This window comes from Brevundimonas sp. BH3, assembly GCF_045345115.1.
Lineage (GTDB): Bacteria > Pseudomonadota > Alphaproteobacteria > Caulobacterales > Caulobacteraceae > Brevundimonas.
The window spans coordinates 2,892,389-2,905,804 of record NZ_CP150796.1 but is presented as its reverse complement, the minus strand read 5'-3'; the positions used below and the strand labels follow the sequence as shown (position 1 = coordinate 2,905,804).

General features: G+C 60.4%; 12 protein-coding genes. 4 read left to right on the top strand and 8 right to left on the bottom strand.

Features of this window, described 5'->3' with window-relative positions:
- The 3 genes from queG to WEU32_RS14110 form a co-directional block, all read right to left on the bottom strand.
- Positions 1-1,110, bottom strand: coding sequence for a tRNA epoxyqueuosine(34) reductase QueG (gene queG, locus WEU32_RS14120; RefSeq protein ID WP_406852341.1), 1,110 nt, complete (start codon positions 1,108-1,110; stop codon positions 1-3).
- A gap of 25 nt (positions 1,111-1,135) precedes the next feature.
- On the bottom strand, positions 1,136-1,822 hold the full coding sequence (locus tag WEU32_RS14115) for a glutathione S-transferase family protein (RefSeq protein ID WP_406852340.1): 687 nt from the start codon (positions 1,820-1,822) through the stop codon (positions 1,136-1,138).
- A 110-nt stretch (positions 1,823-1,932) separates the two neighbouring features.
- Entirely contained in the window at positions 1,933-2,865 is a 933-nt protein-coding gene (locus WEU32_RS14110) for a cation diffusion facilitator family transporter (RefSeq protein WP_406852339.1), read from the bottom strand.
- Between the two features lie 121 nt (positions 2,866-2,986).
- Between WEU32_RS14110 and WEU32_RS14105 the strand changes: the two genes are divergently transcribed.
- A complete protein-coding gene (locus WEU32_RS14105; protein ID WP_312138261.1) occupies positions 2,987-3,793 on the top strand; it encodes an undecaprenyl-diphosphate phosphatase in 807 nt (268 codons plus the stop codon).
- A 56-nt stretch (positions 3,794-3,849) separates the two neighbouring features.
- Here WEU32_RS14105 and WEU32_RS14100 read toward each other — a convergent pair whose 3' ends face one another.
- A complete protein-coding gene (locus WEU32_RS14100; protein WP_406852338.1) occupies positions 3,850-4,818 on the bottom strand; it encodes a complex I NDUFA9 subunit family protein in 969 nt (322 codons plus the stop codon).
- A gap of 347 nt (positions 4,819-5,165) precedes the next feature.
- Between WEU32_RS14100 and WEU32_RS14095 the strand changes: the two genes are divergently transcribed.
- The gene (locus WEU32_RS14095) at positions 5,166-5,675 is read left to right on the top strand and encodes a hypothetical protein (protein ID WP_406852337.1); all 510 of its coding nucleotides are present in this window, start codon (positions 5,166-5,168) and stop codon (positions 5,673-5,675) included.
- 71 nt (positions 5,676-5,746) lie between these two features.
- Here WEU32_RS14095 and WEU32_RS14090 read toward each other — a convergent pair whose 3' ends face one another.
- A complete protein-coding gene (locus WEU32_RS14090) occupies positions 5,747-7,729 on the bottom strand; it encodes a M1 family metallopeptidase (protein ID WP_406852336.1) in 1,983 nt (660 codons plus the stop codon).
- 83 nt (positions 7,730-7,812) lie between these two features.
- Positions 7,813-9,057, bottom strand: a complete 1,245-nt coding sequence (locus tag WEU32_RS14085) for a multidrug effflux MFS transporter (RefSeq protein ID WP_406852335.1) — start codon at positions 9,055-9,057, stop codon at positions 7,813-7,815.
- Positions 9,058-9,215: 158 nt separating this feature from the next.
- Between WEU32_RS14085 and WEU32_RS14080 the strand changes: the two genes are divergently transcribed.
- Complete coding sequence (locus tag WEU32_RS14080; RefSeq protein ID WP_406852334.1) at positions 9,216-10,142, top strand: MBL fold metallo-hydrolase; 927 nt, start codon at positions 9,216-9,218, stop codon at positions 10,140-10,142.
- A gap of 55 nt (positions 10,143-10,197) precedes the next feature.
- On the opposite strand, the gene WEU32_RS14075 is transcribed toward WEU32_RS14080, so the two are convergent.
- Positions 10,198-10,626, bottom strand: coding sequence for an META domain-containing protein (locus WEU32_RS14075; RefSeq protein WP_406852333.1), 429 nt, complete (start codon positions 10,624-10,626; stop codon positions 10,198-10,200).
- 53 nt (positions 10,627-10,679) lie between these two features.
- Positions 10,680-11,234 carry a PadR family transcriptional regulator gene (locus tag WEU32_RS14070; RefSeq protein ID WP_406852332.1) on the bottom strand — a complete coding sequence of 185 codons (555 nt, stop codon included), beginning with the start codon at positions 11,232-11,234 and terminating at the stop codon, positions 10,680-10,682.
- 141 nt (positions 11,235-11,375) lie between these two features.
- Here WEU32_RS14070 and WEU32_RS14065 point away from each other — a divergent pair, with 141 nt between their 5' ends.
- The gene (locus tag WEU32_RS14065; RefSeq protein WP_406852331.1) at positions 11,376-13,391 is read left to right on the top strand and encodes an FAD-dependent oxidoreductase; all 2,016 of its coding nucleotides are present in this window, start codon (positions 11,376-11,378) and stop codon (positions 13,389-13,391) included.
- The last annotated feature ends 25 nt before the right edge of the window (positions 13,392-13,416 follow it).

Genomic DNA, 13,416 nt, shown 5'->3' with positions numbered 1-13,416 from the left:
TTAGTCCAGCCATTCGCTCCTGACCGCAGCCTCCGGCTCGGTCGGGAGCTTTTCTTTTTTGAGCGCTGTAAAACGTGCGGGGGACAGTGCCTTCAGTGCCCAGATGGCGGTGCCACGCACTACTATATCCGCATCATCGACCAGACGTTCCACCAGCGGCACCAGAGCCGCATCGCCCGAATTACCCGCCGCATGCAGGACGTTGCGGATAAAGCGGTTACGCCCGATCCGCTTGACAGGGCTCTTGGTAAACAGGGCTCGGAACGCCGCATCATCCAGCACCAGAAGATCAGCCAGCTTGGGCGTGATGAAATGCTCGCGCGCCTGCAGTCGTGTCTCGGATGCGGCCTGCGCGAACTTGTTCCACGGACAGGCGGCCAGACAGTCATCACAGCCATAGATGCGGTTACCCGTCGCCGTGCGGAATTCTTGCGGCCACAGACCACCATATTCGATGGTCAGATAGGACAGGCAGCGCCTTGCATCGATCTGGAACGGGGCCGGAAAAGCCTTGGTCGGGCAGGCATCCAGACAGCTACGGCACGAGCCACAGCTTTCCTTGCCTTGCGCATCCGGCTCCAGCTTGGCGGTGGTCAGGATCGTGCCGATAAAGAACCAGCTGCCCAGATCGCGACTGACCAAATTAGTGTGCTTGCCCTGCCAGCCCATACCGGCCCGCTCGGCCAGCGGTTTTTCCATCAGGGGCGCGGTATCGACAAATACCTTCACATCCTGACCTAGGCGGGCGGCAATCTGTCCGGCCAGTATTTTCAGGCGGCCCTTGATGATCTCGTGATAATCATCTCCGCGCGCATAGACCGAAATATAGCCGTCCGAAGCCTGTTCCAGTTCGGGGCGTGGATCATGGTCGGGCCCATAGTTCATGCCCAGAACTATGGCGCTGACGGCTTCGTCCCACATGCCGTTCGGGTGGCGGCGGCGTTCCAGCGTGGTCTGCATCCACTCCATATCGCCATGGCGCTCGGCCTCGACAAACTGTTCCAGTCGCTCGCTGGCGGGCCATGCCTCGCGGACATCGGCAAAGCGGCACACGCCGAACCCCAGTTCAGCGGCGCGTTTGCGGATAAAGTCTCTAGGATCGGCGGCCATATCCGCCCTTTAGCCCTGACAGGTGTCAGAAATCCAGATCGGTATACCAACTGGCAGGGGAAACCCCCGGCAGGCGGTCCGACAAAAGCGCACGGAAACAGGGTCGCGACTTGATCTTGGAATACCACAGCTTGAGCGAGGGGATGACGCCCCACGGCATCTCGCCAAAATAGTCCAGCGCCGAGATATGGCCTGCGGCCACAAGGTCGGCCTGACTAAGGCGACGCCCCGCCAGCCATTCGCGCGTCGAGGCCAGCTCTTCCAGCATGGCCAGATGCTGTTTCAGTGCCTCGCGACCTTCGCGAAGTTGGCGCGCATCGGGCGGACCAAGACGCAAGAGCGGCTTTTCCACGCGCTCGTGCAGCAGGATGGAATCCACATCATCCGAAAAACGTCGGGTAAACCATGTGGTCAAACGGCGGGCCTCGGCACGTTCGAACACATCGGATGGCAACAGGACGTCGCCTTTGGCACGATCCTCGATCCAGCCCAGAATGGCGTCCAGCTCGCACAGGTTCAGCGGTTTACCGCGTTCCACCACCGCCAGAACCGGCGGCATACCCGATGCATTCAGCTCGAACAGCGGACAGTTCTCATCCCACGGACGCACAGGCTCTTCGGCCCATTCAATCTTGGCTTCGCCCAGCGCCAGACGCGCCGCACGCGAGGCGGGATGGAAGGCGAAATGATAGAGAATGGCGGGTGCGGACATTTGTCCCACTCAATGCACACCGCGCGTTAAGAGTGCGTTTACTGAAAGCGGTATCGCACAAAAATTTCAACGGAAAACCGAAGCTTCTTCGTGCGCGGAATCGCCGCCCCCTAGCCCCACGGACCACTGGCCGGTGCGGCAATGTCTTCCACAGCCTGTGCTACCGCCGGGGCCGGATCGGCATGGATGATGATGTCGGCATGGGGATAGCGGGCCAGAACGCGTTTTTCGGCCGCATCCACAATAGCGTGGGCCTCGGCCAGACTGAGCGAGGCATCCAGATCGACATGCATCTGTGCCATCAGGATGTTGCCGGAAATGCGGGTCCGCAACTGGTGCACATTACGGATACGCGCATCGTCCAGCACAGCGGCTGTAATACCGTTGAGGTCGTCATCGGGGGCGGCCGCATCGAGCAAATGCTTTGTCGTTGTCTTGAGAAGACCCAGCGCGCCCCAGCCCAGCCAGACCGCCACCACCAGACCTGCGGCCGCATCCAGCCCGGGCGCATTCAGCAGGCTGCCGGAAATAATCCCGATCAGAACCACCACATTGGCAGCAAGGTCGGCGGAATAGTGGGCGCGATCTCCGGCCACGGCCAGCGAACCCGAAGCCTTGATGGCGCGCGACTGTTTCCAGATGAGCCACCCTGTCAGCGCAATGGAGACGACCATCACGCCTATGCCCCAGACGCCCCCGCCGACCGGCTCAGGCTTGAAGATATGACGGATCGCTTCCAGACCGATAAAGACCGCCGAGGCCATGACCAGTCCGGACTGGACCAGAGCGGATAGGCTTTCAGCCTTGCCGCGACCATAACGATGCTCGGCATCGGGCGCAGCCGCGGCCCAACGCACGGCAAAAAAAGTGCCGATCGAGGCCACAAGGTCCAGCGCCGAATCGGTCAAGCTGGCCAAAATGGATACCGACCCCGATGCGCCATAGGCAAAGGCCTTGAGGATCACCAGTGCAACAGCAACGCCCACACTAAGGGTGGTGATGTGACGATTGGTGGCGGCGAGGTCGGTTGTAGGCTGTGTCATTTTGCTGTTGTCGCGCAAAAGCTGTTTTTCGCCAATGGCGGCCAGGGCCGCAGGGGACTAAGACAGTGTGGTTTAACAGGTTTGGCGACAAGGATGCCAAGCTCATTTTCGGCGAGGACAGATGGCAGATTGGCTGATTGCGATCCTGATGGGGATTGTCGAGGGTTTGACGGAATTTATTCCGGTGTCCTCGACGGGGCATTTGCTGTTGCTGGGGCATTTCCTCGGCTTTGAAAGCACGGGCAAGACATTTGAAATTGTCATCCAGCTGGGCGCGCTTTTGGCGATCATCAGCCTGTATTTCAAAAAGCTGTGGCATCTGGCAACGCGCTGGCCGTTCGATCCCGAGGCGCGCCGTTTTATTATCGGTCTTCTGGTGGCCTTCTTGCCCGCTGTAGTGATCGGCTTTGCGGCCTACGGGTTCATCAAACAGGTTTTGTTCGAGACACCAGTGGTCATCTGTGTGGCTCTGATCATTGGCGGCTTCCTGCTTTTGTGGCTGGATCGCATGAAAAAAATGCCTGTCTATCTGGATGCCGACAAATATCCGATCCGCATCTATTTCCTGATCGGCCTGTTCCAGTGCCTGGCCATGATTCCCGGCGTTTCGCGCTCGGGCGCAACCATTGCCGGTGGCCTGCTCTTGGGGACCGACAAGCGTTCGGCGGCCGAGTTCAGCTTCTTTCTGGCTCTGCCGACTATGGGGGCAGCAGTCTTCTATGACCTGTTCAAGAATCGCGCGAACCTGAATTTCGACGATATGGGCCTGATCGTGATAGGTTTTGTTTCGGCCTTTATTGCGGGCTTGGCCGTGGTGAAACTGTTGCTCGACTTTGTATCGCGCCGCGGCTTTGCCCCGTTTGCATGGTGGCGGATCATTGTCGGTGTCGTGGGCCTGATCGGTCTGGCCCTGACCGGCGGTTTCTAGTCGCAAAAGAAAAGGGGCTCCGTCGGGAGCCCCTTTTTTGTGTCTGCAAGATAGCCTTATCCGGCGATCTGGGCCGCGTATTGGCCGCCATCGCGATAGCGCCACAGATAGCCCTCGGCGACAGCCTTCATGCCGGTCGGCTCCATGCCCAGATCGGCAAAGCCCTTGGCACCGTCAGCCACTACATTGTCATTGTCCAACAGCTTGACCTGATCGACCGTCAGGGCAGGCGTCAGGCCTACAACTGCTGGAATCTGGGCGAGGCTGGCAATGGCGCGTGCGGCCACGGATGGCAGCGGCAGGACCAGACGGTCACGACCGGTTTCACTCAGCACATAGTCGATGATTTCCTTCATCGTCCAGACGGCGGGGCCGCCCAGTTCGAAGGTTTCACCGCCATAGCGGTTATCGGTGGCCAGACGGCTGATGGCCTCGGCCACATCGGTCACATGGACCGGCTGCATGCGAGTTTCACCGGCCACCAGCGGCATGACCGGCATACGGGCGGCCATGTTGGCAAAGCGGTTCAGGAAACCGTCCTCGCTGCCGAAAATCACCGAAGGACGCACCACGATGGCGTTCGGGAAGGCTGCGCGCACAGCGGCCTCGCCCTCGCCCTTGGTGCGGGCATACAAGGCCTTTGAGTCCGCATCGGCACCGATGGCCGAGACATGGACCAATTGCTTCACACCGGCTGCCGTGGCAGCCTGCGCAATATTACGGGCACCATCAACGTGCATGGCCTGGAATTTGCGACCGCCCGTCTCGAACAGGATACCGACCAGATTGATCGCGACATCTGCCCCTTTGAGGGCCATGGCGACATCCTCGGGATTATTGATGTCGCAACGCGACAATTGCACCTGACCGACATCGCCGGTCATACGCAGTTCATAGGCTAGCGCAGGCTTTCGCACGGCGATACGGACGCGCCAGCCGCGACGGGCCATGGCACGAGCCACCTGGGTGCCGACAAAGCCCGAGCCACCGAAGATGGTCACAAGACCGGGGGCGAGTTCAGCCATTCTATGCGTGCTCCAACACCTTGCTGCGCCCATATCTGGATGGCGCGCAGCGAATTCTCTGCGCGGGGCTTAACCGATGACAGCCGCGCCCGCAACAAAGGCCCGTCATAAGGGCGAGAAACTCGACTTTTGGCCCATCCCTCATCGCGATAGAATACCGCTTGCCGACTAAGGGCGTACAGTCGTGTCTCCCAAGCCACGCGGGAACAGATTGTGGCGCGAACGGGAACAAAACCGGACATAACCGACTCTCGATCAGGCGTGGATATGGCATGAGGGGAGCGAAACGCTTCTGTCGGTGCATTCATATCTGTTGGGCAACCTGACCCCCGGGACGAAAGGTTCGAGTGATGATCGCGGCTTTGACCTTGCTGTTGCTGGCGGGGCTAAATCCTACTGCACAGACTGTCGTCCGCACACCGCCGGTGGTAAGGGCGAAACCGCCCGTGACCCATAGAGTGCCCTCTACGCCGCCTGGTATTTCCGAGCGACCTGCTCCTCAGCCTGCACCACCGGCCCCGCCTGTGCGTGTGCGCCCTCCGGTTATTGCGGCGGCTGTTCTGGACACGATCACACCGTCTCTTCGCGAAGCCGTTGTATGTGCTGCACATATGGAGTTGCTGATGGAACGGTTGTCGGCACGCGGGCAGGACGCCGAGGCCCCGGTGATCCTGATTGAGGAATATTGGCAGACCCGTCTGCCCGACCCGGACGGTCCCGATCCGGTGCCGGTCGAAACCTTTGTGGCGATCAAGGACACACTGGACGCCAGCGCCAATGAAATGCCCAGCCACTATCTGCGCGGGCTTCAGGACTGCGTTATCAGTGCGGCGCGGGATGGTGCGCTCAGCGACTGACCGGCTGCCATCTGTAAAAAAAAGCCGCCCCTCATGTGAAGGGCGGCTTTTTATTTTAAGCGGTGCCGTCCTTAAGTATGGCCCACCACAGCATCGACCGAGCTGGTCGTGACGGGGTGATAGAGAGGGCGCGTCTTGGCATAGATGCGCTTGGCAACGCTTTGCCCCCATTCACCCTGATCCCATAAGGTCTGGAACAAGGGCAGCACGAATTTGCGGCGGCCCATATGGCTGAGGAAGTCATCGGCCGTCTGTACGGCGGGCTGATAGCGATGGGCCAGCGCCACCTGCAACCATGCGAACTTCACCTCGGCATTACCCTCGGCATTGAGGTTCAGGGTCGATTGCAGATCGGCCAGTTGCGCCTCGGTCAGCCATGTCTTGGCCCCGTCCTTTGGACGCCATGACAGGAAATGCTGGCGCTGCTGGGTGTTCCAGTTGGCCCACGGCACGGCGCTGGCCGGACCTTTGTCACCATAGAAGGTGTTCGCAGCAGCATCGACCACCGTAAAGGCATTCGAGACCGGAGCCACGGCATTGGATGGCAGGCCCGGCTGATAGATCCACTGATCCATCATCAGAGCGCTTTCCATCGCCGCATCACCCTTGATCAGATGGGTGCGGATGTCCTCCAAGAAACGCTCTGTGGTCATCGGACGCCACGCATTGCGCTCGAAATAACCACGCATCCATGTGTCGAACTTTTCACGGCCTGCGATGCGTTCGATGGTGCGCAGGAAGGCCGCGCCCTTGTCATAGGCGATGGTGTTCATGCCTTCGTCGGGATCACGGCCTTCAAGTTCCAGCTTCAGGCGGGTGTCCGCCGGATCGAGGCTGGCCAGCTCTTCCTGAAGGCCGGTCCAAGCCAGAACCTGTTCCTGAACGGCGGCATCATGTCCGTAGACGGACTCCATGATGCGGTTCTCGAAATAGGAGGTGAAGCCTTCGTTGAGCCAGAAGTCGTCCCATGTCGCATTGGTCACGAGATTGCCTGACCAGCTATGCGCCAGCTCATGCGCCACCAGCGAGACCAGCGAACGGTCACCGGCAATGATGGTGGGGGTCGCAAAGGTCAGCATGGGGTTTTCCATACCGCCGAACGGGAAGCTGGGCGGCAGGACCAGCAGGTCATAGCGGCCCCACTGGTACGGACCATAAAGGGCTTCTGCGGCATCGACCATCTCGGCGGTCGGGATCAGCTCCTTGTGCGAGGCTTCCAGTTGGCTCGGCTCGGTCCACACGCCCGTGCGTTCGTCAAAGGCTTCAAAGGCGATATCGCCTACGGCCAGTGCGATCAGATAGGGCGGGATCGGCTTGTCGAGGCCAAAATGCCAAGCCTTTCTGCCATTACCGGCATCTTCGCCTTGCGGTGTCAGGTCTTGGGCCGACATCACAGCGCGCAGATTGGCGGGGGTGACAATGCGGGCCGTGTAGGTCTGGCGGATACCGGGGCTGTCCTGCGTCGGAATCCAGGTGCGGGTCAGGATCGCTTGGCCCTGACTGAACAGATAAGGTTTCTGGCCACCTGCGGTCTGTTGCGGGCTCAGCCATTGCAGGGCGGCGGCATCGGGACGGGTGGCATAGGTGATGACCACCTTCTGGGCTTCGCTGCCACGGAAGGCGGGCAGGGTGATGCTCAGCGGCTGACCCTTGATGGCGTCTGTGGCACCCAGCCTGAAGGGCAGGGCGCGGCCCGTAGTGTCGGTGACCGAACGGATGTCGAGGTTCTTGGCGTCCAGAACGACCTCGGTCGCCCCCGCGCGGCCCGTGACATCCAGTGTCACCTTGCCGGACAGCACCTTGGCGGCAAAGTCGGCGGTCAGGTCCAGATCGACATGTGTGACGCGCGCCTCGGCGGGGCGTGCATAGGAATGGACGTCGTTCACATAGTCGCTGGCCATCGCTGTCTCCGGTGCGGCTGACTGTACCGGTGGTGTGCCGGGGGTGAAATCACCCGTCACTAGGCTGGAGGACGTGGCACAGGCCCCAAGGCTGGTGGCCAAAGCGGTTGCAAGGGCAAGGGCGGATACCTTGCCTGCCAGATTGAAGGTCATCGGCAGCTCCGTAAATCAGATGCTGCCGAAGTGCGCCTTTTCTGGTCCAAAGATCAAGCGTGGCGCGCGGGCGCGGCCCAAGATTAGGTATGGTGAGCCGGTGCGGCGTGCCTTGCCTTGAACAGCTTGCCCTTCTCGGCCCACAAAACCAGCAACAGGGCCACCATTGACAGTGCTGCAAAGCCGCTGGTCAGCGGCACGGTGGTGCCGTTGAAAAACTGGCCGATGGTAAAGCCGGCCAGCGCCCCGATAACGGTTGAGATAAAGCCCTGTGTCGAAGAGGCCGTACCGGCAATATGGCCCATCGGTTCCATGGCCATCGAGCCGAAATTACCCGCCACCAGACCAAAACAGAACATCTTGCAGCCCTGCAGGATCGAGAAGGTCCAGATGGTGTCATGGCCCGCTAGCGCGATCGCGGCATGGATAAAGCTGAAAACAATAAAGCCCGTCAGGGCCGTATGCGAGATCAGGCGCGAACCCAGACGCTCGACCAGATGCGAGTTTATTAGCGAAGAGATGGCAATCCCGCCCGCCACCAGTGCAAAGACGGTGGTGAACAGGTGCGGGGCCTTGAACACGTCAAAAAAGATCTGCTGTGACGAGTTGATAAAGCCGAACAGCCCGCCAACTATAGCGGTCATGGCCAGCGTATAGCCCATGGCCTGCCGGTTGGTCAGGGCCTGACGGAAGGCATCGAAAATCGGCCCGGCTTCAATGGCGCGGCGATCTTCGGGGTGCAGGGTTTCGGGCAGACGTATCGCAGCCCAGAGCAGGAAACTGCCACCAAACAAGGCAAAGACCCAGAAAATCCACTGCCATGGCCCGACCAGCAGAACCAGTTGGCCCACGGTCGGGGCCAGGATAGGCACGCCCAGAAACACCAGAAAGCTCAGTGACATGACCCGCGCCATGGTGCGCCCCTCATAGCGGTCACGCACAATCGACACGGCCAGAACACGCGTTGCGGCAACACCGATTCCCATGCCGATACGCGCCAGAAGCAACATGGCGAAGGTGTGCGAAAACGCTGCCACCACCGAAAAGGCGACATAGATGCCCACTCCGGTCAGCAGGACCGGCTTGCGTCCAAACCGGTCCGACAGCGGACCATAGATCAGTTGCGTGACGCCAAAGCCCAGCAGATAGGCGGTGATAATCCACTGGCGACTGTTCTCGTTGGCAATACCGAGATCCGCGCCAATGGCAGGGAGGGCGGGCAGCATGGCGTCGATCGCCAGTGCATTCAGGGCCATCATGATAGCAATCAGGCAGACGAATTCGGCAAAGCCGGGGCCATTGCGAACAGTGGTCGGAGTCTGGGTCATACCTATGCTGATGCAGTGTGCGGCACGCTGACGCAAGCAGTCCGGATGCTTGCAGTGCGTATTTTGTTCCGTCTGTAACATTGTTGGATATTTATATTAATGTTAGCATTGGCCTTGTGGGAGATAAGAAACAGGCAAGACGAACTTGGGCGCGGCGCATGCTGGCGGGGCTGGCAATGGGTCTGGTGCTGCTGATTCTTGGGATTGTGCTTGCGCTCAACCTGCGGCCCCCACTTGAGCAATGGCCCCATCTACCTGTCAGCACAAAGCCCTCGTACAGCGGGGTTAAAATGCGCTTTATCGGCACATCGGGTGTGGTCCTGGCCGATGGTGAAACGACATTGGTGATCGATGGCTTCGTGACGCGTCCGTCCCTATGGCGGGTGCTGACTTCGCGCGTGACGCCGGATGCGGATCGCGTGCGCAAGGTCAGGGCCCACATAGGTGTATCGCGACTGAATGCTGTGATGGTCACCCACAGCCATTATGACCATGCCATGGATGCCGCCGAATGGGTGAAACAGGCGGGCGGCGAGGTATGGGGCACGGCCTCCACGCAAAATATTGCACGGGCAGAAGGTGTGGATGCGGTGCGGGTCGTGTCGCCCGAAGATGATATCCGTGTCGGGCGTTTTAATGTGCGCTTTTTCCAGCTGGACCATGGCCCGCCGGAAAAGATGCGCGGCGTGATTACAGAGGACTTCACCGTCCCCTCCCGCGCGACCGACTATAAGACCGGCGGCGGTCTGGGTTTTTATTTCACCCACGGATCATGCCGTATTCTGGCGGTGCCGAGCGCGGGCCAAGCGCATACCGACCTGTCGCAATACCCCGCCGACATCATCCTGCTGTCGATAGGCCAACTGGGGCTGCAAAGTCCCGATCACATCCGCCGCTATTGGCGCGATACGGTAGAGGCCAGCGGGGCACGGCTGGTCATCCCTGTGCATTGGGACGATTTCAGCCGCTCGCTGGATCAGCCCCTTGAGCCCCTGCCCTATGCCGTCGAGCGGACAGATGTGGCCATGCGCGAAATACAGATGTGGCCATGCGCGAAATCATGGCACTGGCAGGAGAAAAGGTGACGGTGGCCCTGCCAGTGCTATATGAGCCGCTGGATCTGTCTGTTTCGGGGCGTTGTTAGCCGCCCGCAACCATCAGTGCGATACGCTTGCCGTCCTTGTCCAGCAGTTCCAGACCGTCCGCCGAGGTCTGGAAACGGTCAGCCTTTTCCAGTGCCAGCAGGAAGCGGTTCACATCACTGGCCGCGCCGCAATCGAAAGCTCCCGTCTGGACATTGGTGATTTCGATATGCGGGAAGTGCACCTTGGTGTCGGCGTTCCAGTCATTGCCGCACTGGGTCTGGCCAATGACAATCTTGTTGTCGTCGTCCATGCGGAAGGTCGGAAGTTCGCTGTCGATCTGCTTGCCTTCGAAATCGGTGACGACCCAGCTATTTTGCAGCAGGTCTGGGCTGAGCGGCACAGCCTGCTGGGCCATGGCCTGAACAGGCAAAAGTGCGGCCATAAGTCCGGCAACGGCAAACATCTTGGTGCGCATCAACGCCATATCCATACCCCTTGATCCATGTTCGCGGGCTTAGCCCAAGCGATGAACTCGACTTAACTGTTTGGCACCTTAAGCAGTTCCAGCGCCTGTTCCAATGTTTCCACCCAGCCGCTTTCGTGGCGGAGACCGGCTTGCAGGATCAACTGGCGGATACGCACGGCGCGGTCGGGATCGGGATGGGCCATGTCGCGCACAGCAAAGGCTTCGTACTGAGCCAGCTTGTCGCGGTGCTGGGTCAGCCGATCCTCGATAGCGGCGATCAAGGCGGGCGTGTCGGACCGTTCCGGCCCCAGCACGGCATCGGCCCGCAGTTTCACCATCAGCGTATCGCGTAAAGGCGCGCTGGCATCGGCCTCGCCTAGCCAGTCACGCAAGGCTGCCTCGCCCGCAGGCAGGACATGATAGTTGCGCTTGCGCCCGCGCGCCTCGGTTTCGGCCTCCGACGCGATCAGGCCATCGGCTTCCAACCGGCCCAGTTCGCGGTAAATCTGCTGGTGCGAAGCCTGCCAGAAATGCCCGATCGACTTGTCGAACCGGCGGGCCAGCTCCAGCCCAGAAGAGTGCGGGCGTTCGATCAATGCGGTCAGCAGGGCATGGGGCAGGGACATGCGATTTTCCCTAGGGGCAGCTTCTTAAAGACCGGAGAACAGCGCAGAATAATTGTTTTTGCAACCCGTTGCAAAACATCGAAAGCGATGATCTAGATGCGATGAAAGACCCCATTGGGGACACGGGTAAGAGCTATGGGCATGTCGCATTTTCCGCTGTTGAACCGTCCGCTGGACCTCGGCTTCACCACCTTGGCCAATCGGGTGCTGATGGGCTCCATGCACGTCGGCCTTGAAGAAGCACCGGACGGTTTCAACCGCATGGCCGCCTTCTATGCCGAGCGTGCTGCCGGTGGTGTGGGCCTGATTGTGACGGGCGGCATCGCCCCCAATGCCCGCGCGGCCCCGTGGCCGGGTGCTTCCAAAATGACCACCGAGGAAGAAGCCGGTCACCACAAGATCGTCACCAAGGCTGTTCACGATCACGACGGCAAGATCGCCATGCAGATTCTGCATTTTGGCCGCTATGCCTATTCGTCGGAACTGGTCGGGCCTTCTGCGATCAAGGCCCCGATCAACCCGTTCGTGCCGCACCCCCTGTCGGGCGAAGAGGTCGAACAGACCATTGCCGACTTCGTAAACTCGGCGCGTCTGGCCCAGTATGCGGGTTATGACGGTGTCGAAATCATGGGCTCCGAAGGCTATCTGATCAACGAGTTCATCGCCGCCCGCACCAACCAGCGCGACGATGAATGGGGCGGCTCCTACGAGAACCGCATTCGCTTCCCGCTGGAGATTGTGCGCCGTGTGCGCGAGGCGGTCGGCGCGAACTTCATCATCATCTACCGCCTGTCCATGCTGGATCTGGTCGAAGGCGGCTCGACGCTGGACGAGGTCATCCAGCTGGCCCGTGCCATCGAGGCCGCAGGGGCCACCATCATCAATACCGGTATCGGCTGGCACGAGGCCCGCATCCCCACCATCGCCACCAAGGTGCCCCGCGCCGCGTTTGCATGGGTAACGCAAAACCTGATGGGCAAGGTCAGCATCCCGCTGGTAGCTACCAACCGCATCAATACGCCCGAAGTGGCCGAACAGGTGCTGGCCGATGGTCAGGCCGACATGATCTCCATGGCGCGGCCCTTCCTTGCCGACAGCCAGTTCGTCAAGAAAGCCCGCGAGGGTCGCCCACAGGACATCAATACCTGCATCGGCTGTAATCAGGCGTGTCTGGACCACACCTTCTCCTTGCAGATCACGTCCTGCCTCGTGAACCCGCGCGCCTGCCACGAAACCGAGATCGTCATTACGCCCACGCCAGCACCCAAAGCGCTGGCCGTGGTCGGGGCCGGACCGGCCGGCCTCGCCTTTGCCACCACGGCGGCCGAGCGCGGCCACAAGGTCACTTTGTTCGAGGTCGATGACAAAATCGGCGGCCAGTTCAACATCGCCAAACAGGTGCCGGGCAAAGAAGAATTTTACGAGACCCTGCGCTATTTCACCGGCCATGTAGAGCGCACCGGCGTCGATCTTCGCCTGAACACCCGCGCCACAGCCGACGACCTCAAGGGCTTTGACGAAGTGGTTCTGGCCACCGGCATCAATCCGCGCAAACCGTGCATCGAGGGCGAGGATCGCGCCAATGTCCTCACCTATCTGGACGTGCTGCGCGACAAGAAGTCGGTCGGCGAAAAGGTCGCCATTATCGGTGCGGGCGGCATCGGTTTCGACGTGGCCGAATATCTGGTCCACGAGGGCGTCAGCCCGTCTCAGGATATCGACCTGTTCTTCGAGGAATGGGGCGTTGATCAGGACTATGAAACCGCCGGTGGCCTGACCACCCCGCAACCGCATCCACCCGCCCGACAGGTTACATTGCTACAACGCAAGACTTCCAAGGTCGGGGCGGGCCTTGGCAAGACGACCGGCTGGATTCACCGCGCGGGGCTGGTGGCCAAGGGCGTCAACATGATCCCCGGCGTCACCTATGAGCGCATCGACGATGACGGTCTGCACATCACCTTGAACGGCGAGGCGCAAGTCGTCCCTGCCGATACGGTGGTGATCTGTGCCGGACAGGAACCGAACCGCGACCTGCAACAATCCCTGTTGGATGCCGGTATGACGGTTCACCTGATCGGCGGGGCCGATGTCGCCGCCGAACTGGATGCCAAACTCGCCATCAATCAGGGCACACGCTTAGCAGCTCAAATTTGACGCTTGAAGGGAAGGGAGGCCCTAA

Excerpts from the sequence above, each read along its gene's own strand:
- queG (WP_406852341.1), bottom strand. The coding sequence starts at position 1,110 with ATGGCCGCCGATCCTAGAGACTTTATCCGCAAACGCGCCGCTGAACTG.
- WEU32_RS14115 (WP_406852340.1), bottom strand. The coding sequence starts at position 1,822 with ATGTCCGCACCCGCCATTCTCTATCATTTCGCCTTCCATCCCGCCTCG.
- WEU32_RS14110 (WP_406852339.1), bottom strand. The coding sequence starts at position 2,865 with ATGACACAGCCTACAACCGACCTCGCCGCCACCAATCGTCACATCACC.
- WEU32_RS14105 (WP_312138261.1), top strand. The coding sequence starts at position 2,987 with ATGGCAGATTGGCTGATTGCGATCCTGATGGGGATTGTCGAGGGTTTG.
- WEU32_RS14100 (WP_406852338.1), bottom strand. The coding sequence starts at position 4,818 with ATGGCTGAACTCGCCCCCGGTCTTGTGACCATCTTCGGTGGCTCGGGC.
- WEU32_RS14090 (WP_406852336.1), bottom strand. The coding sequence starts at position 7,729 with ATGACCTTCAATCTGGCAGGCAAGGTATCCGCCCTTGCCCTTGCAACC.
- WEU32_RS14085 (WP_406852335.1), bottom strand. The coding sequence starts at position 9,057 with ATGACCCAGACTCCGACCACTGTTCGCAATGGCCCCGGCTTTGCCGAA.
- WEU32_RS14080 (WP_406852334.1), top strand. The coding sequence starts at position 9,216 with ATGCTGGCGGGGCTGGCAATGGGTCTGGTGCTGCTGATTCTTGGGATT.
- WEU32_RS14075 (WP_406852333.1), bottom strand. The coding sequence starts at position 10,626 with ATGGCGTTGATGCGCACCAAGATGTTTGCCGTTGCCGGACTTATGGCC.
- WEU32_RS14070 (WP_406852332.1), bottom strand. The coding sequence starts at position 11,234 with ATGTCCCTGCCCCATGCCCTGCTGACCGCATTGATCGAACGCCCGCAC.
- WEU32_RS14065 (WP_406852331.1), top strand. The coding sequence starts at position 11,376 with ATGTCGCATTTTCCGCTGTTGAACCGTCCGCTGGACCTCGGCTTCACC.